Raw genomic sequence first — 17,737 nt, 5'->3', positions numbered from 1 at the left:
GCACCGTCAGTAAAGTTACCAATCCGCCTTCGGGCGGTTGGCTGCGCCCGCCTAACAAGGATGTCCTTGCACCCATATCCCTGCGCCGTGCGGATGGCGTATAATGGGCAATCCCGTTTTTCGGGCCGATTTTGCTTTTGCGGGGATGTATGAACCACCGCTTTCCCCTGACGATAGCCGGAGAGGAAATACCGGGCGAGGCCGAAGTCGAGGCCTTTTCAATTCTCGACGGGTCGAAGCTCGGCGGTTACACGCGCGCGGGCAGCGCGGCGCTTCCTTTGTTCCTCGATTGCGCGGCGGCGGCGTTTTTGCGCGCGCGCGCGCTTCATCCGGCGGAACGCGCCAAGCTGCTTTCGGCGGCGGCGGCGCGGCTTCGCGTGGAAAGCGACGGCCTTGCCGATCTTCTTTGCCGCGAGACCGGCAAGCCGATAGCGCTGGCCTTGGGCGAAATCAAATCGGCCACCGGACTTCTCCAGGCCGGCGCAAAGGAGTGCGTGCGCCAGCGCAACATCATCGAGCCGATGTTTGTTCCGGTTGGCAGCTTGCAGCGGATGAATATGATAAGGCGGTTCCCGCGCGGCGTCGTTCTTTCCGCGGTTCCGTTCACCAATCCGGTTTCGCTGTGCGCGCACCAGCTCGCAGCGGCGGCGGCCGCAGGTACGGTCGTCGTGCAACGCCCTCCGACGGGCGCCGCGCTTTCGGTGCTCCGGTTCGCCGATATCGTCGGCGACGCAATGGGCGAAATCCGCTGGTTCTCGGTTTTGCCGATGGATTACGATTTGTTTTACGCGGCGATTGACGATCCGCGGGTGGCGATGCTCTCGTACTTCGGTTCGAAGCGGATGGCGTCCAAAATCGCGGAGCGCGCCGGAAACAAGCACGTTTCGATGAACATTTTCGGCGACGCTGCGGCGATTGTGATGCCGGACTGCGACGTTAAATACGCGGCAGGCGCGATCGCTCGCGGCGCGTTCGCCGGCGCGGGGCAGTCGTGCTTCGCGATCGAAAACGTGCTGGTCCACGACAGAATCTATCCGCAGTTCCGCCAGAGGATGGTGGACGCCGTGGAGTTGGACGTCAAAGCGGGCGATCCGCTCGATCCCGGAACGCTGGTCGGCCCGATGACGTACAAGAACGAGGCCGAAAGGCTCGCCGACTGGATATCGCGCGCCAAAAGCGCGGGTGCGCGGGTTGTCGCCGGGGGCGATTGCGAGGGCGCGTTGTTCCAGCCGACGCTGATAGAAGATCTCCCGCAGGATTTTATCGCCGCCAATCCCCGCCCGATGGGACCCGTTGCCGTGATGCACAGCGTAGATTCGCTGGATGCGGCGGTGAAATTCATGCATGCCACCGGCAGCGACTTCATTGCGGCATTGTTTTCCCGCGACCAGGAGGACGGGCTGTACCTTCTGGAAAATCTGAACGCCGGCACGATAATAATGAACGAATACCCGCTGGAAATAGAGGAAGGCGTCCAGTACCGCTCGGCCTCGGCCGCTCGGAGCGGATTGGCGGGACTGCGGTGGGCGGTGGAAGAAATGACCGCGCCGCGCGATATGTTGTTCAACAACTACTGGGGAGCATGACCGAACGCGCCGCCGCCTTGCGCAGTCAAATGTCACGCGTGAAAAGTTTGCTTGCAGCTTCGATTTTCGCCGCGCTAATAGCGGCGCCGCCGGCCTTGTCCGCCGCGGAACGCGGGAACGAGCCTGGCCGGTATTTTCCGGAGCCCGCCGCGGTGCGCGTGCGCGTCGAGGACGGCACGATTTGCAGGTCGCTGGTTTACATCCCGGCGGGCGAGGGGCCGCATCCGGTCGTGCTGCTTCTCAACGGCGGGGGGGGGGAATCAACCGACGCGCTTTCCTTTTTCCGCGACGGCGGGGCGGTATACGCCCCGCTGGGCTACGCCGTATTCGCTCCGGACTTTCGCGAGGGAGCGCTGGGCGGCCCGGCGCTGATGGACGTTCTGGCGGCTCTCGAATACATCCGCCGGCATGTCAGGCTGGACGAAAACCGCGTCGTGATCGAAGGCTGGGCGGAAGGCGCGTATCTTGCGATGCTGGCCGCGACTAAAACGGAAGTCGCGGGCGTCATCGCCTCGTCGGGATTTTACGACGCGGCCGAATACGCCGCCGGACTCGCGGACGAACGCAAGGAAAGCCGGCGCCGGATTTTGGATTTAACCGAAGCGGAATTGGGAAGCCCGTTACGGGATTCCGACGCCTACCGGATGCGCTCGCCGCTGTTCTTCGCGGAAAGGATCACCGGGCGCGTGCTCCTGTTTCACGGCCGCAACGACAATGTGACGAACTGGAACGAATCGCAGGAAATGGCGAACGCTCTCGTGGCCGCCGGAATCCCGACGGACTTTTACATACTGGACGGCGAAGGGCGCAGTCCCAAGCTGTTCGAGGGCGCGGTGCTGGATATCAAGATGAAATTCCTCTCGGCCTTGGGCCTCCCATTCTCCGTCGCGGAGCCGGATCAAAGCGGCGCTTTGCCTTCGTAAATTGCAATCTCGCCGATCTTGGCGAATCCGAAGTCGACATAAAGGAACCGCGCCGGGCTTTCGCGCCGCGCGATTACGCCGATTACTATATTCCCCGCGTCGCGCGCCGCGGCGAGTCCCGCATCCATCAGAGCGGTTGCGACCCCCTTGCGCCTGAATCCCGGAAGCACGTACAAGCCGTGCAGCCTGCCGGCCACCCCGTCGTTGAAATATGCCATCCTGCCGGCGGGCGCCCCGTTCAGAAAAGCAATCAGCGTTTTGTATCCGGGCAAATTCCCGTCCCTCATCCGGTGGATCGCCATCCTGTCCGCGGCCGGCATCGGGCTTTCCGGCTCTTCGAAAGCGGGCGCGGCGGCCTCCCAGTCCGAGCTTGCGGCGCGGATTTCAATTCCGGGTTGGGACGCGGGCTTTTTCGCCTTGACCCATGCATATACGTCGCGGATTTCCTGCTTGAAATCAAGAAGAAACAGGTCTTCAGAAAGATTTTTCGCGAGGTAGTCTCCCGTCAGTTCAGGTGAAAAGACGACGCGCAAGCCGGACGCGCCGCAGGATTTCATCTCCGGCGCAATGGAACCAATTACGGACTCCAAGTCCTTCGCGGCATCGCCTTCGCCCGGCGCAAACTGCGGGAAGACCGCCCAGCCGGGAGAGTAAAAAGGAAACCGCTGGGAAACCGCAAGCCTGCACCAGCCGAAATCCCGCATTTCACCTGCCGCGGCGGCGATTTTCAGCTCCGTTTCGGCCAGTTTGCGCAATGCGAACAGTCTGTTCCTGTCGTCCACGCCGCAAGTATAGCCTAAGCGTTTCGCAACTATTGTGCAAGCGCGGCGCGCCGATGTAAAAATTTTTCCCAACAGCCCGTTGAGATGTAGTCAGATTTTTAAAACGCTGGTACAATGCTGTATGCGCGCCGCGGATTCCGCCATGTTGGCGGGATGGCGCGTTTTTGCACGTTCGATTGCCGCCAGGTCATCTATGGAGTTTTGAGTTGGAGAAAGTTCCTGTCTCGGTTCTCAAGCCAGGCGACGTCATCGATCAGAACATCTACACGGAGGACTTGAAGCTCCTCCTGGTCAAGGGCACCGAATTAACGGCCGACATCTTGAGGAGGCTTTCCGCGCGCGGCATTACCGAAATCCTCACCGATTCGAAAATGATCATCGAGCTCGGCAAAAAACGGGCCGCCGAGGAAGCGGGCCAAGCCGGCGAATCCGCGCCTCCCGCAGAAGAGCCCGAAATGCCGCAGCAGGAGGAACTGAAGGAATTCATCTCCGACATCGGCCTGAAGCCGATCCTCGAGCCGGCGTTCTTCAGGCAATCGCTCGAGCACGTTTCGAAAGTAATAACCCAGGTTATCACCGGCTCATCGGCGGACAAAAAGGCGCTGGCCGAATTGGCCCGCGAACTTATCGCGAAAGTGCTCGGAACCAACGGCACCGCGCTGATGCTGTACGAAATGGCGCAGCACGACCAGTACGAGTACGCGCACGCGATCAGAACCGCCACGCTTTTCATCACGCTGAACAAAGACGAAATTGCGGTGTCGGCGGAGTTGGAGGCATTGGTGCAGGGCGTTCTTATGCATAACGTCGGGATGCTGCGCGTACCGGAGGAAATAAGACTCAAGCCCGGCCGCCTCACCCCGGACGAGTTCAGGCGCATTAAAAAGCACCCCCCGGACGGCGTCGAGATGCTTTCCTCTTCGCTTCCTCTGGCGCAAGCCGCGATGGAAATGATAGCGGCGCACCACGAGCGGTTGGACGGCCAAGGCTACCACCGCGGACTTGCGGACAAAGACATCCCGTTCCAGGCGCTTATTCTTTCGATTTGCGATTGTTACGACGCGCTCATCACCGACCGCCCCTTCCGCAAAGCGCTTCAGCCTTCCAACGCGATCAACCTGCTCATACAGGACGATGTTCGCCACTTCGGCAGCAAGGTGCTGCACAGGCTGCTGCGCAAAGTCGGGCTGTACCCCGTCGGAACCGTGGTTTTGCTCAACACCGGCGAGCTTGGAATCGTGACCAAGATAAATCCGATGTTCTTCAAACAGCCCGTCGTGCATCTTATGTACGACCGAAACCACGTGCGGATTGGCGATCCGCAGCCCGTCAATCTGGCGGAGAGCCGCGACCGCTTCATCTGGAAGGCGATAGGGAAATAGGACGAAGCGATTTAGGCCGGCGGCTTACGGTTGTTTTGACATTTTCTCCGGAGCTAGCTCCCTCCCTTCACCTCCGCCAGCCTGCCGCCCGCGAGTATCAGCTTTCGCTCCCTCTTTGTGGCATCCAGCGTGACTGCGAACTGGAAACCTTTCGTTTTGTTTATCGCGACTCCGTTCGTAATCGTATCGTCGCCGGAAATCTTCGCCGGATCGACAAGCGTGCGCGGATCGCGCAGCTCGATTTCGTCGCCGGAATCGATTTTGTCGTAGTCCGCGCCGTCCGCAAACGTGAGCGGCAAAAGCCCCCAGTTCATCAGGTTGCTCTTGTGGATGCGCGCGAACGTCTTGGCGATCACTCCGGGCACGCCGAGGAACATCGGGCAGATCGCCGCGTGCTCCCGGCTGGACCCCTGGCCGTAGTTCGTCCCGCCGATAATCCAGCCGCCGCCCCATTCCTTGGCGCGTGCTGAAAACTCCGGGTCGACGCGGTGGAAAACGAAATCGGAGAGCTTCGGGATGTTGCTGCGGAAAATCAGAATGTTCGCCTGCGCCGGGATTATGTGGTCGGTCGTGATGTCGTCGCCCACTTTCAGAAGCACCTTGCCGGAAACGGTTTCCGCGAGCGGCGATTTGACCGGAACCGGCACGATGTTGTCGCCGCGCTCGACCGCGAGATTCGCGGCTTCATTTTCCGGCGCGGGCGCAACGAGGTTGGGATTGCCGCCCAGCTTCTCCGGGATGCGCTGGCCGGGATACGCGATTCCCAGCTTGCGCGGGTCTGAAAGGACGCCGGTAAGCGCGGTCGCGGCCGCGACCTCGGTTGACGAAAGGTAGACGCTGTCGTTTTTCAGCCCGCTGCGCCCGCTGAAATTGCGGTTTATGACGCGCAGGCTGTTCGTGCCTTCCGCCGGGACGTGGCCGCTGCCGATGCACGGCCCGCAAGTCGGCTCACCGATAGTTATCCCCGCGGCAATAAGCTCGGCCGCGTACCCTTCGCGCGCTAGCAATTCAAGATCCGCGCGCGACGACGGGTGCAGGATAAACTCAAGGCCGTCGGCGATCCGTTTTCCGCGCACGATTTCCGCAAGAGAGACCATATCCATGTACGAGCCGTTAGTGCACGAGCCGACGATAATCTGGTGAATCGGCGTGCCCTCGATTTCATCTATCGGAACGACGTTGTCCGGAAGCGACGGCTTTGCGACCAGCGGGACGATTTGCGAAAGGTCTATTTCGATCACGCTTGAATATTCCGCGTCCGCGTCGGGCAGGATTTCGGCCCATTCATTTTCACGGCCCACGGTCGCGAGATAAGCTTTCGTCGTTTCGTCGCTCGGAAATATCGAAGTCGTCGCGCCCAGCTCCGCGCCCATGTTCGTGATCGTGCAGCGCTGCTGCGCGTTCAAGCCCGCGATTCCCGGCCCGGTGTATTCGAAAATCCTGCCAAGCCCGCCGCGGCACGTGAGCCGCCGCAGCATTTCGAGGATCACGTCCTTCGCGGTCACCCACGGCGAAAGCGCGCCGGTCAAACGGACGTTCACGATTTCGGGCATCTTCAGGTAATAAGTGCCGCCCGCGAGCGCGACCGCGACATCCATCCCGCCCGCGCCGATGGCGATCATCCCCAATCCGCCGCAGTGCGGGGTGTGGCTGTCCGCTCCGAGCGCGGTTTCGCCGGGCCGCGCGAATTGCTCCTGGTGGATCTGGTGGCCGATTCCCGCGCCCGGCTTTGCCCAGTGCATCCCGTATTTGCGACATGCGCTCGCAAGGTAGCGGTGGTCCTGCGAGTTGCGCGTGTCGAACTGAAGCACGTTGTGGTCGCCGTACGCGACCGCGACGCGCGCTCGCGCTCGCGCCAGCCCCATCCCTTCGAAATTCTGCATCACGACGGTGCCGGTTATGTCCTGCACCAGCACCTCGTCAATCGCAATGCCGATTTCCTCGCCTGCGACGAGTTCGCCCTCCCGCAGGTGGCTTTCAAGTATCTTCGCAGCAACGGATTTACCCATTCGAGCCTCCCCCGGCAGCGCGCCGGGACGAGTATTACTACCGGCCGAATCCGGCATTTTGCGGGGCATGTGAAATTCCGGGATTCGGCGGCCGAGAGCAACCCGGACGCGCCGCGGCGCGATAATCCGGCATCCGGCGTCCGGATTCAGCCAGCGGGCGGGCCGCGCCGGAAGTACGTTTTTGGGAGTTGCATATGGATTTCGCCCTTTCCGAAGAGCACGAAATGATCCGCCAGATGGCGCGGGAATTCGCCGAGGAAGTTTTGGCCCCCGCCGCCGCGCAGCTCGAGCAGACGCGCGAGTTTCCGAAGGAAAATTTGAAAAAGATGGCCGAGCTCGGGCTTCTCACTCCGCCCATTCCGGAGGAGTACGGCGGACCCGGCCTGGACACGATTTCGTATGCGATAATCGGCGAGGAAGTGGCCCGCGCCTGCGGTTCGACCGCGACGATAATGGGCGCGCATTGCTCGCTTTGCTCCATGCCGATACTCATGTTCGGTACCGAGGAGCAGAAGAAGCATTACCTTCCGCAGCTTTGCAGCGCGGAAAAAATAGGCGCGTTCGGCTTGACCGAGCCATCCGCGGGAAGCGACGCCGCGGGGATAAGGACGCGGGCGGTGAAGGACGGGAGCGATTACGTGCTTAACGGCCACAAGCAGTGGATCACCAACGGCCACTACGCCGATGTTTTCATCATCATGGCGACGACGAATCCGGAAGCGGGGCTGCGCGGGATAACGCCCTTTTTATTGGAGCGGGGAGCGCCCGGATTCACAACGGGCAAAATAGAGGAAACCATGGGAATCCGCGGCACGGTGCAGACCGAGCTTCACTTCGAGAACGTGCGGATTCCGGAGACGGACATACTCGGCGGGCCGAAAAGCGTCGGGCGCGGATTCCTGATGGCGATGAAGACGCTGGATTCTGGCCGCATCGGCGTGGGAGCGGCGAGCGTCGGCATCGCGCAGGCGGCGCTGGAGGCCGCGGTCAAGTATTCGAAGGAGCGCGAGCAGTTCGGGAGCAAGCTCAAGGACTTCCAGGCGATCCAGTGGATGATCGCGGACATGGCGACCGAGCTTCAGGCCGCGCGGCTGATGGTTTACTACGCCGCGTGGGCGAAGGACGCGCACCACGGCAAGTGCACGCTGGAGGCCGCGCAGGCGAAGCTTTACGCAAGCGAGGTGTGCGGGAAGGTGACCGACCTGGCGCTGCAGATTCACGGCGGGTACGGGTACACGAAGGACTTCCCGCTCGAGCGCTACTACCGGGACGCCCGCATCAAGCGCATATACGAGGGCACGAACGAAATACAGCGGATGGTCATCGCGCACGAGGTGCTGAGGAAGATGTAGGTGCAAGGGATATTATTTGCCGAAAAGCAAAAGCATCAATTCCTTTTGGCTCTTGCCGTGATGATCCGCTATGTCGCCAAGTATCCAAGATAGCGTACCGACCTTCACCGGATTATGATTCGGTATGCTGACGCGGTGCTTACCGTTTTGCAGCGTTTCGCAAATCAGGTGGCTTCCTGTTTGATAGCGGAATTCGTAGCCGAGAACTGAGAGCTTCTTTAGAAACTCGCGACCGCTTAAATCCCTCGGAATCCTCATCTTGCGGGAACGGGAATGTTGCTGTAGGTGATGGAGTACGACGAGGGCTTTGCGGGCGAGTCGAAGAAATAGGCTTCGATGGCGTCCTCTATCATCGCTTTCAGTTCGTCCAGATCGTCCGCCTCCGTGAAGATTCCGTGCCCCACGGAACGGGCGCAGTAACCGCCCGATTCGTCTTCCTCGACGATGAATACAATCTCGTCCATCAAGCAGATTATACCCTAAATTCCGAGTCGCTGAAGAATAAGCCATCTGGAGTACAATATCCCCGTGTGATTCGCATGCGTCGGCGTATCCGGCTTGTTGCATTTATTGCGGTGCTGATTGCCGCGGCGGGCGCGGCGGGCTATAACCTCTGGGATTACTACTCCCCGAAGCCGCCGACGGGGGCGATTTTTATCGGCAGCTCAGCCTTTCTACCCGGCACGTACGCTCAATCGCCGTCAGTTATGCGGAGAATGTACACGTTTATTCGCGAAAAGTCGCCGTTTAAAAGCGAGTTTCTGGTTTTACGGGCGTCGGACATCGAGGGCAAGAAGGTGTGGAAAGCGAGAACATTTAAGCAATTTTCGATCCCCAGAAGCCCGCATACTATCCGAGCATAGACTTGCTGGGCGGAAAGATGCCCGTTACTTTTGAACCAGCCAAAAACGATTTGGGATTTGAAAGTTACATGCTCAATCCCAGCAACCGCAGCCTTGAACCAATGCCCAAGAAATCGACGTTCACCGGGATTACCCACTTTGCATTGGACAATCGTAGTACTCGATTTACCCAAGGCGCCGCCGCCGCCAAAACAGTTATATGGGAATGGCGGGACGATAAAGTCGATGCAGTTAAGCACGAGTTTGCCTTGCCAAATCAACTCGGAATATATGGTCCAAAGCGGACTGCTTACAGCTTCATGCAAAAATCAGTGGCAATTTCAATTGAAGCGCATCCAACTGCATTGAATCAGGCAAAATCGTACGAATCGAACATCCTTTGGATTGACTTAGCGAAAGATGAAATCACCAGCCATCTTGTTTTTCCTGATTCCATTCCGGCTGGAATGACGGCTCCCATGCCATGCCTTTATGACAAGCCTTTATTGAATGCAAATCCGAAAACCAAGGTCGGCAACGCGTATGTCGTATTTCCAAGAAGCGACGGGCGAGGCGATTTGTTTGCAGTTAATTACGAAGCGGGAATCGGATCGATGCCGTATTCCAAATGGGAGCAGAAAATCGGGTTTTTCGAATTGAATCCGGAAACATATGAAGCGAAAGAAGCATTTGTCAAAATAGACGGTGCGCTTGCCGCGAAATTAACCGGTTCATCCCTTGCGAATATCGTGCATAATCCGGATTCAAAGGCGAGCTACCTGTTGTTCCATAACCGGATCGGCAACAAATGCTGCATTGCAGAGCTAAACGCCGATTTATCGGCGAAATATATCGACGATTGTTTCAATTTGCCCACCGGACTGGACATCGCCTCGGACGGGGCGCTCTGGTATTTCAGCTCCCGCGTTCTAAAGCCCGGACAGCAGGCCACGTTGTGCGTGATGCGTTACGATCCCGAAACCGGCGAAAAGCGCGTCGTGTTCGCGAACAGCCTGCTTGCGGGATTCGCGGTCGAGCATTGACAGCTCGAACGTACATCCAAACCTGCCTGCGAGGGCTTGGACCAAGCGCGGGAGATTCCGCGTCCGCATCGCGATTCCGCAACCGCGTTACTCCGTCCCAGGACTGTACGCGTAGTACAGCTTTGTCGGATCCGCGGTGTTGTCTATGAACGACACGGCCGGATGCCCATCGATGTCCACCAGGTTTATCGATTCGCAATACCCGAGATGCACCTGCTGCCGCGCGCTCCATGCCGTTCCCTCGAAGTCCAAGGCGTACTTGTAGCACAATTGCGGCGTGGAAGCGCCGATGTTCGCGGTGTACGCGATCGCGGGTTTTCCGCCAACCAGCCCAAGCGCCATGGGGCCGCTTGGAAATTCGGATTCGATAGTCACCGGCGGATTCCAGGTCGAGCCGCTTCTGTCCGCGGCCGTTATGAACATAATCCGCAGATTCGCGTAGTCCAAGCAGGCAATCGCGGGCATCGGCGGCCCCGATTCGGGATATATAGTCGTCATCGTGCAGTACGAGCCGACGTCCCCGTCCGAATATGCGGTAAGCGGCTCGTTCCATGCGCTGCCGTCAGTTTCCACCGCCGAGGCGTACTTGAGGTCGCCGTTCGCATAATCGTAATACGCAACCGAAGGCCACCCTTCCAAAATCGCCAGCGAAATGTGCTTGCCGTTATCGGCGACGCTTTCGAGTTCGATGTCGGACGCCCAGGTCGTGCCGTCAGGATCGGTCGCCCTTGAAAAATACGGCAGCTTGTCGAACCAGCTGTACGAAGCGATCACCGGATTTCCCGCGCCTGAAATCGCCATGGAGGCGAATCGGCCGCTTCCGAAAACATCGCTGACCCAAGGCGTGCCGCTCCAGGTCAAGCCGTCAAGGTCGTCCGCCCTCAAAAATGTCAGGTGATTGGAAATGGATTCCCACGCAATCGCCGGACGGCCGTTAACCTCAAGCAAATCGATCGAGGCGCCCTTCTCAAGCAGCACGAACGCGGGGGGATTCCAGGAAACTCCGGTCGAGTCCGAGGCGGAAACGTAATAAATGGCGTCTCCGACGAATTGGTTGTATTCGTTGTACGCGATTGCCGGAACAGGGCCGTACGTCCCTTCAATTATCGCAAGCGACGGGCTGGACAATACGCCCTGTCCGAAAGGCAAAATGTAAGGCTCGGTTTTGTTCCAGATGAGAGGCGGGACATCAACCGTCACCTCATGCGTCGTGTCGGCCGATGCGCCGTTGTCGTCGGTGACGCGGAGCGTAACGTTATAATGGCCGTTCCCGGAAAAGATATGCGACGCCATGCTGTCGCCGCCGCCGTCGTAATCGAAATTACCGTCGCTTTCCCAATCCCACTGGAAACTCACGATGTTTCCGTCCGGGTCGCTCGACGCCGATGCGTCGAATTCGAATGCCCACGGATTTCCGGCCACCGGATTGACAACGAACGCCCCCGACGGATACTGGTTTTCGGATACCGTTATCTCGATTGAAAACGTGTCCGATGCGCCTCCGTCGTCGGTCACCTTCACCGCGGGAAAATACGTACCTGCCAAGGTGTAATTGTTCGACGCGGCCGGAGTCGTGCCGGTGTCTTCATCAAAAGTTCCGTCTCCGTCGAAATCCCATTGGAAAGATGCAATCGTGCCGTCCGAATCGGTGCTGGACGACGCGTCGAAGGTGACCAGAAGCGGAGTTTTGCCCTGATAGTAATCGGCCGTCAAAGCGGCGACGGGCGGTTCGTTGCCTTCGGCGGAGACATTTATCCAAATCGAATCCGTGTCGCTTCCGCCGAAGTTGTCCACGACCCGGACGGTCGCGAAGAAGCTTCCCTGCGCTGTGTAAACATGCATCGCGGAAGGATCGGCGCCGGTGTCCAGATCGAAGATACCGTCGCCCTCGAAGTCCCACTCGAAACGCTCTATTACCCCGTCGGAATCGGTGGAGCCGGATGAGTCGAAATTTACAGTGAGGGGAGCAGGCCCGGACAACGAATCGGCGTTTAAAACCGCGGAGGGAAGGGCATTTCCGGAATAGGCGACAACGTTGCTTATTTCGCCGCGGTTGTCGTCCGCGTCGAAGGCCACGACCGCGAAGTACGCTTCCGGAAAAGTCGTGCCGAACCCCTGGAAACGGACCGGGTAGCCCTGCAGCCGCTGGTCGAGCGTTATCGTCTGCACAGTCGTCCATGGCCCTGTCTGCGACGGACCGTTGAGAAGGTAATAGCCCGAAATCTGCCCAAGAAAATTAAGTGCTATCGGCGTTATGTCGGACACCCCGACCTCGCCGTTTCCGTCGCCGTCTATCCAAGATTCGTAGGCGTCGTCGCCTGCTCCGTCGTTTGTGACCGCACCGAAATTCAACGCAATCGGAGTTATATCCGCCACGCCGACTTCCCCGTTCGCGTCGTAATCGCCGGGATTGGTGTAAGTCCATTCCATTTGATTGGACTGGGAGTTGAAAATCAAGTCCGTCACGGTCGCAGAGTCACCTGCGGGCAGCGCCGACGCAATTCTGCCGTCGCTTCGCGCCTCGAGCTGACGCACGAGTTCGGATTTGAGCAAGTTGAGTATTTCGGGATTGACGCCCTCGGGGGCTTCGAGCCGCTCGACTTCCCGAATAGCGGATTCGCGATTGGACGGCGAAACCAACCGGCTGTTTTTTCCGCACGATATTGCCGCGAGCAAAATTACGGCCGCCATGATCGAAGCAAGAAATGCCCGCCTGAGAAATCCTTTGTTTATCACCTTTTGCCTCGTTTGCCTGGTTTTGGTTTTATTAGGGGAGGAAGCGGCAACAAAGCCCGGCTAACCTCCGCACCGCCATCGGCTTGGCCTGGGCGGCAGGAATTAATACCCAAATAAACCGGGATTTTCGATGTTTTGCGCGCGCGATTTTTCACGGCCGCGAAGCGCCGGTCAAACGGTTTTCATGCTATTGAGGCTGGCGATTCTCCGTCGCTTACCCCGGCGGGCTGTACGCGTAATACAGACCGTAGTCGGGCATGCTCCAGGAGTAAAACGAAATGGCGGGCCTGCCCTTGACGTCGATCAAACGCAGGCAAAAGACCGGGGAGCTGAAAATTTCAATCGGGCTGCTCCAGGAGCTGCCGGAAGGATCCCAAGCGTACCTGAAATAAATATGGTACTGAAAAACGTCAGTATCGTACGATTGATACGCAATGCACGGCACACCGTCCACATTCGCGAACGATATCGCAAAATGAGCGAACACATCGTCCACAACAACCGGCTCTTCCCACGTCGTCCCTTCTGTATCGGTCGCCCGGTAAAGAAGAACGCGGCCGGTGGTGTAATCGGACATGGCGATCGCCGGAACGTTTGGAGAAGTGCCGAGCATCGCCATGGAAATGTAACCGAAGGAGCCGATTTCGCCGACGTTGTCAACTATCACGGGCAGGCCCCACGCGGTTCCGTCCTCGGCCTGCGCGCGGACGAACTTAAGCGCGCCCAGCACATCGTCGTAGTACGCGATCGCGGGCATCCCGCCGGCCATGCACAGGCTTACGTAGCCGTTAACGCTCCCCAAATCGAACTCCACCGGAGCGGACCAGTTGTCGCCGTCCGCGTCGAGCGCGCGGCTGAACCTTGCCCACGAGCCGTTGTCCGTATAGGCGACGCCTGGAAATCCCGCAACGTCAGTCATCGAAATGTACGAGCCTGATGCGTAGGTGTCGTCAATCCAAAGATTCGATCCCCAAGTTGTTCCGTCCGGGTCATCCGCCCTCTGGCAGCGCAGGAAGAAGTCTGTTTCGTGAAGATATGCGATTGCGGGATTGCCGTTCGCCTCAATCAGGAACGTGTTGTTCGCGACGGGATCAATGCTCGCCGTCTGCGGCGCTCCCCAGGTTGCGCCGTAATCGTCGGTCGCCGCAATGTACCGGATCTCGCCCGCGTCGGCGTCGTAGTAGCTTATCGCTGGATGGCCGGACGGGAGTCCGCCGATCAACGCGGGCGCCGGCCACTTGAAGTCGCCGTCTCCCGCCGGCTTGATCAAATTCCAGATCATCTCCGGCTCGGAAACGACAACCTGCTGGGTATCTGTGTCGGTCGCGCCGTCGCCGTCCGTCACGCGGAGCGTGCAGTCGTACGTTCCCGGCAGGCCGTAGTTGAATGTGACGACGTCGGGCGTAGTTTCGGTCAGGTCGTATGTTCCGTCGGACGTCCAGTCCCATTCGTAAGTCTCGATACCCCCGTCAGGATCGCTCGAACCGGACGGGTCGAAATCGATTTCGAACATATTCGAGCCTTCCGACCAGGTGAACGATGCATCGGGGGCGGAATTGTCGGACACGGTCACGGTGACCGTGTCGGTGTCCGTCGCGCCCATGTCGTCGGTTACTTCGACCGCGGCTTCGTACACTCCCGCGACCGTGTATTCGTGCGATGCCGCCGGCGCGCCGCCCGTGTCCTCGTCCCAGTTGGAATCGCCGTCGAAATCCCATCGGTAGCCGACTATCGAGCCGTCGGGATCGAACGAGCCGCCCGCATCGAAATCGACCGTGAGCGGGGTCTTTCCGGACTCCGGCGCCGCCTGGATATCCGCGATCGGGAACTGGTTGCCGGAATCGGACACGGCGATGAGAACGCTTGCGGTGTCGCTTGCCCCCAGGTCGTCCCACACGCGGACCGTGGCGTTGTAGGAACCGTTTTGGGTGTAAACATGCTCGTTGAGCGGCGAGGAGCCGCCGGTCTGCTCGTAAGCCCCGTCGCCGTCCCAGTCCCAGTCGTAAGCGGTAATCGAGCCGTCCGAATCCGTCGAGCCGGACGCGTCGAAATCAACGGTAAGCGGAGGCGCGCCGGTTGACGGATTGGCCTGAAGGTCGGCCGTCGGCGGATCGTTTCCGGAGAGCGCAAGCGGATTGCTCCATTCGCCTGCGTTGTTTTCCGGATCGATCGGCTGAACGCGGATGTAGGTCAGCGCACCGGCGGGAAGGTCAACGTTGAATGTCACGGGGAACGGAGTGTTTGGGAAAGCCACGTTGCCGATGACGGTGTAATTCTGTTCGAGTTCGTCCGACGTGAGAATGTCGTAGGACGCGACGGTCGCAAGGAAGTTGAGCGCGAGCGGCGTGATGTCGCCCACGCCAACTTCGCCGCTTTTGTCTCCGTCTATCCATGTTTCGAGCGCGTCGTCGCCTATCCCGTCGTCGGTGAGGTCGCCGAAGTTGATCGCGACGGGCGTGATGTCGGCGATGCTGGCCTCGCCGTTGCAGTCGTAGTCGCCCGTGTTCACGTAGCTCCAGGTGAGCTTGTTCTCGCCGGAATCGAACGCGAGGTCGGTCACGCGGCCGAAGTTTCCACTTGGAGCGCTCGCGACTATTTTTTCTCCGTCCGCAAGGCGGCGCTCGATTTGCTTCGCGAGTTCTCCCTTGAGCCGCTCGAAAACCGCGGCGTCCGCGCCGTCGGGCGCCGTCAGCGCGGCGATATCGGACAGGACGGGATTGTTTTCCGGATTCGGGAATCTTCCGAATCCCTTCGTGCATGAAACGACCAGAACCGCGGCCGCTATCGCCGCGAATATCGCGCAATATATGCGCGCGTACGGTGATGCCCCTTTCATTCCGCACCTCCAAGTGCTTTGGAGCCCCGACAAGGGTTCCCGAATCGGGCCGAAGCCCGCGTGCAGTTTTATGAGTCAGCGTCCCGAAAAGCCGGACGCGATGATTTTACCAGTAATTGCCGATTGCGCGCGACTTGGCAGGGCGGCTGCCCGGATTTGCCTAAGCAATCCGATTATAAGTTGTTAGTCTACGGAGCCGGACTGAACGCATAATGCGTGGTGTCGTCGCTCTGTAGGTAATAGCAGATCGCCGGCCTGCCCCGCACATCGATCAAAGTCACGTCCTCCGGTGTCAGGTCGAGCCCGATGTAGACTGTGGGTGCCCAAACCGAGCCATCCGGCGAGACCGCCTGCTTGAACGCGAGATTGGTGTGGCCGCTAACGTAATTGCGCTCCGCGTAGGCAATGCAGGGGTAACCGCCGACGATTGCGGCGCTGACCTCGGTGATGCCGTAGTCTGTTCCGCCTGTGAGAACGAGGGGTGCTTCCCAAGTGGTTCCGGCTGTGTCCATCGCTCGGTAGAAGACCAGCTGAGTCGCGCCGTTCCAGCTGCCGAAAACTCCGGGCCTTGCGGGTATGGTTTCCAGTTGCACGAGCGAAATCCATGCGCTCGAATCGCCATCCGAATTAATGTCGGCTTCCGGGGACCAGCTTGTAGCCTGCGGGTCCAGCGCGCTTGTGTACCTGGGATTCACCGGCGAGTTGTTTTGGAACGCCACAGCGGGATTGCCTCCCACCATCGCCATCGAAAGGTAGGAGCCCGACGGAGGCCAGGCGTGCAGCTGAATAGGCGAAAGCCAAGTATCTCCGGTTGCGTCCGCCGCACGAACGAAATCGATTGCGCCGTCCATGTAATAGGCTATGGCAGGCCTGCCTGCAACTTCGATCATGTCGAGATACTGCTCACCCGCCAACTGCGTTGCGTCAGCCACTACGATACTGCCCCATGTTGTACCCGCGGAGTCCTGTGCCCTGCAGTAATTGAGCTGCTGGTTCGTGTAATCGTTGTACGCAATAGCGGGATTCCCGCCGATTTCGGCAAGCGCAAGACTTTTAATCAAATATGTATCGATGGTTGTGACCGTACCCCAAGCGGCGCCATACCCGTCGGTCGCGGCAGCAAAGCCGGTGTCGAAATTACCGGTGTAAAAAGCAATTGCGGGCTGTCCGGTAAGCTGGTCGCCGATGTAAGTGCAGGAAGGAAGGCTGTAATGCTCGGATACAGGGAACGGATCGACCAGCGTCCAATTCGTCGCAAGCTGCACGACGTACACGGTTTTTGTAATCGTGCCAGTATCGCCGTCGTCGTCAGTTACGCGCAGCGTGCATTCCCATTGGCCCGCCCCGCCGTAATTGTGATTCCCGATACCGGAAATGTGCTGCCAGTCGTACGTCCCGTCACTTTCAAAATCCCATTCGTACTGTGCGATTGCGCCGTCCGGGTCGTATGAGGACGTCCCGTTGAATTCAACATTGAATCCACCGGTTTGCGAATAACTGAAATCCGCGACCGGCGGCTGGTTTACTCCGGCTACTTGAATGGCATTGCTTTGTTCGCCGGCGTTGCCGTTTCCGTCGATTGGCTGCACCCTTATCCAACCGAGGGATCCGGCCGGCATATCCGCGTTTATCGTGAATGGAAAAGTGGGAGGGGACGGCAGGCTGATGCTGCCGATCATTGTGTAGTTTCCGTTTTCGGAATCCGATGTGATTATGTCGTAGGAAGCCACGGTATTGAGGAAATTCAGGGCGATTGGAGTCAAATCCGAAACGCCTATTTCGGCAGATTGATCGCCGTCAATAAAGTAATCTTGGGCATCGGGCCATCCTGTAGGCACAACAATTGCATGCAGGAAGTGAAGCGCTATCGGAGTTATGTCCGCAACCCCAACCTCGCCATTGCAGTCGTAATCGCCTGCGTTGACATAGGTCCAAGAAAGCTGATTTGGTCCAGGACTGTAGACGAGGTCGCCGACGTATCCAGCTGGGCCGGTCGGTGCCTTCGCAGTGAATCTCCCGGGATCCGTGGCGGCAATTTCCAATTGCCGCTTCAATTCCTGGCGCAGGCTTTCGAAAACCGCCGGGTCCGTTCCCAAGGGGGCCAGCATAGTGTCTATTTCCGAAATATACGAGGCTTCGGGCGAAGCGCTCCTGTTCCCGCCCGCCGAGCATGCGCAAAACGCCAAAAAGGAAACGGCAATTGCCGCGGCTGCGGCTGCGGCGAATCTGAAACTCCCCATCTTGTA

Annotated in this window: 14 protein-coding genes; 7 read left to right on the top strand and 7 right to left on the bottom strand. The window is 59.1% G+C overall.

Going from position 1 to position 17,737, the window contains the following annotated elements; translation table 11 throughout:
* The first annotated feature begins 149 nt into the window (after positions 1-149).
* The gene (locus HRF49_00950; protein ID MEP0813217.1) at positions 150-1,586 is read left to right on the top strand and encodes an aldehyde dehydrogenase family protein; all 1,437 of its coding nucleotides are present in this window, start codon (positions 150-152) and stop codon (positions 1,584-1,586) included.
* A gap of 29 nt (positions 1,587-1,615) precedes the next feature.
* Positions 1,616-2,509 (top strand): prolyl oligopeptidase family serine peptidase, encoded by an 894-nt coding sequence (locus tag HRF49_00945; protein MEP0813216.1) that lies wholly within the window; start codon positions 1,616-1,618, stop codon positions 2,507-2,509.
* Here HRF49_00945 and HRF49_00940 read toward each other — a convergent pair.
* Entirely contained in the window at positions 2,485-3,291 is an 807-nt protein-coding gene (locus tag HRF49_00940) for a GNAT family N-acetyltransferase (GenBank protein ID MEP0813215.1), read from the bottom strand. The two genes, HRF49_00945 and HRF49_00940, sit on opposite strands and share 25 nt — an antisense overlap.
* A gap of 206 nt (positions 3,292-3,497) precedes the next feature.
* Between HRF49_00940 and HRF49_00935 the strand changes: the two genes are divergently transcribed.
* Positions 3,498-4,673 (top strand): HD domain-containing protein, encoded by a 1,176-nt coding sequence (locus tag HRF49_00935; protein MEP0813214.1) that lies wholly within the window; start codon positions 3,498-3,500, stop codon positions 4,671-4,673.
* A gap of 53 nt (positions 4,674-4,726) precedes the next feature.
* Here HRF49_00935 and HRF49_00930 read toward each other — a convergent pair whose 3' ends face one another.
* Complete coding sequence (locus tag HRF49_00930) at positions 4,727-6,682, bottom strand: aconitate hydratase (protein MEP0813213.1); 1,956 nt, start codon at positions 6,680-6,682, stop codon at positions 4,727-4,729.
* Positions 6,683-6,876: 194 nt separating this feature from the next.
* On the opposite strand from HRF49_00930, the gene HRF49_00925 reads away from it, so the two are divergent.
* Positions 6,877-8,034: an acyl-CoA dehydrogenase gene (locus HRF49_00925; GenBank protein MEP0813212.1), complete on the top strand. Its 1,158-nt coding sequence runs from the start codon at positions 6,877-6,879 to the stop codon at positions 8,032-8,034.
* Positions 8,035-8,046: 12 nt separating this feature from the next.
* Here HRF49_00925 and HRF49_00920 read toward each other — a convergent pair whose 3' ends face one another.
* Positions 8,047-8,292 (bottom strand): type II toxin-antitoxin system HicA family toxin, encoded by a 246-nt coding sequence (locus HRF49_00920; protein MEP0813211.1) that lies wholly within the window; start codon positions 8,290-8,292, stop codon positions 8,047-8,049.
* Complete coding sequence (locus HRF49_00915; protein MEP0813210.1) at positions 8,289-8,498, bottom strand: 2-oxoisovalerate dehydrogenase; 210 nt, start codon at positions 8,496-8,498, stop codon at positions 8,289-8,291. Before HRF49_00915 ends, HRF49_00920 begins: the two co-directional genes overlap by 4 nt.
* 66 nt (positions 8,499-8,564) lie before the next feature.
* On the opposite strand from HRF49_00915, the gene HRF49_00910 reads away from it, so the two are divergent.
* Positions 8,565-8,897 (top strand): hypothetical protein, encoded by a 333-nt coding sequence (locus HRF49_00910; GenBank protein ID MEP0813209.1) that lies wholly within the window; start codon positions 8,565-8,567, stop codon positions 8,895-8,897.
* A 17-nt stretch (positions 8,898-8,914) separates the two neighbouring features.
* Positions 8,915-9,919, top strand: a complete 1,005-nt coding sequence (locus tag HRF49_00905; protein MEP0813208.1) for a hypothetical protein — start codon at positions 8,915-8,917, stop codon at positions 9,917-9,919.
* An 87-nt stretch (positions 9,920-10,006) separates the two neighbouring features.
* Here the strand turns inward: HRF49_00905 and HRF49_00900 are convergent, their stop codons facing one another.
* Positions 10,007-12,559: a PKD domain-containing protein gene (locus tag HRF49_00900; protein MEP0813207.1), complete on the bottom strand. Its 2,553-nt coding sequence runs from the start codon at positions 12,557-12,559 to the stop codon at positions 10,007-10,009.
* Between HRF49_00900 and HRF49_00895 the strand changes: the two genes are divergently transcribed.
* Complete coding sequence (locus HRF49_00895; GenBank protein MEP0813206.1) at positions 12,543-12,719, top strand: hypothetical protein; 177 nt, start codon at positions 12,543-12,545, stop codon at positions 12,717-12,719. The genes HRF49_00900 and HRF49_00895 overlap by 17 nt on opposite strands.
* Positions 12,720-12,869: 150 nt before the next feature.
* On the opposite strand, the gene HRF49_00890 is transcribed toward HRF49_00895, so the two are convergent.
* Both HRF49_00890 and HRF49_00885 read right to left on the bottom strand, forming a co-directional pair.
* Positions 12,870-15,491, bottom strand: coding sequence for a PKD domain-containing protein (locus HRF49_00890; GenBank protein ID MEP0813205.1), 2,622 nt, complete (start codon positions 15,489-15,491; stop codon positions 12,870-12,872).
* Positions 15,492-15,679: 188 nt separating this feature from the next.
* The gene (locus tag HRF49_00885) at positions 15,680-17,731 is read right to left on the bottom strand and encodes a hypothetical protein (protein MEP0813204.1); all 2,052 of its coding nucleotides are present in this window, start codon (positions 17,729-17,731) and stop codon (positions 15,680-15,682) included.
* Positions 17,732-17,737 lie beyond the last annotated feature (6 nt).

It is taken from the genome of bacterium, assembly GCA_039961635.1.
Lineage (GTDB): Bacteria > 4484-113 > 4484-113 > JAGGVC01 > JAGGVC01 > JABRWB01.
This window is presented reverse-complemented; position numbering and strand designations above follow the sequence as displayed.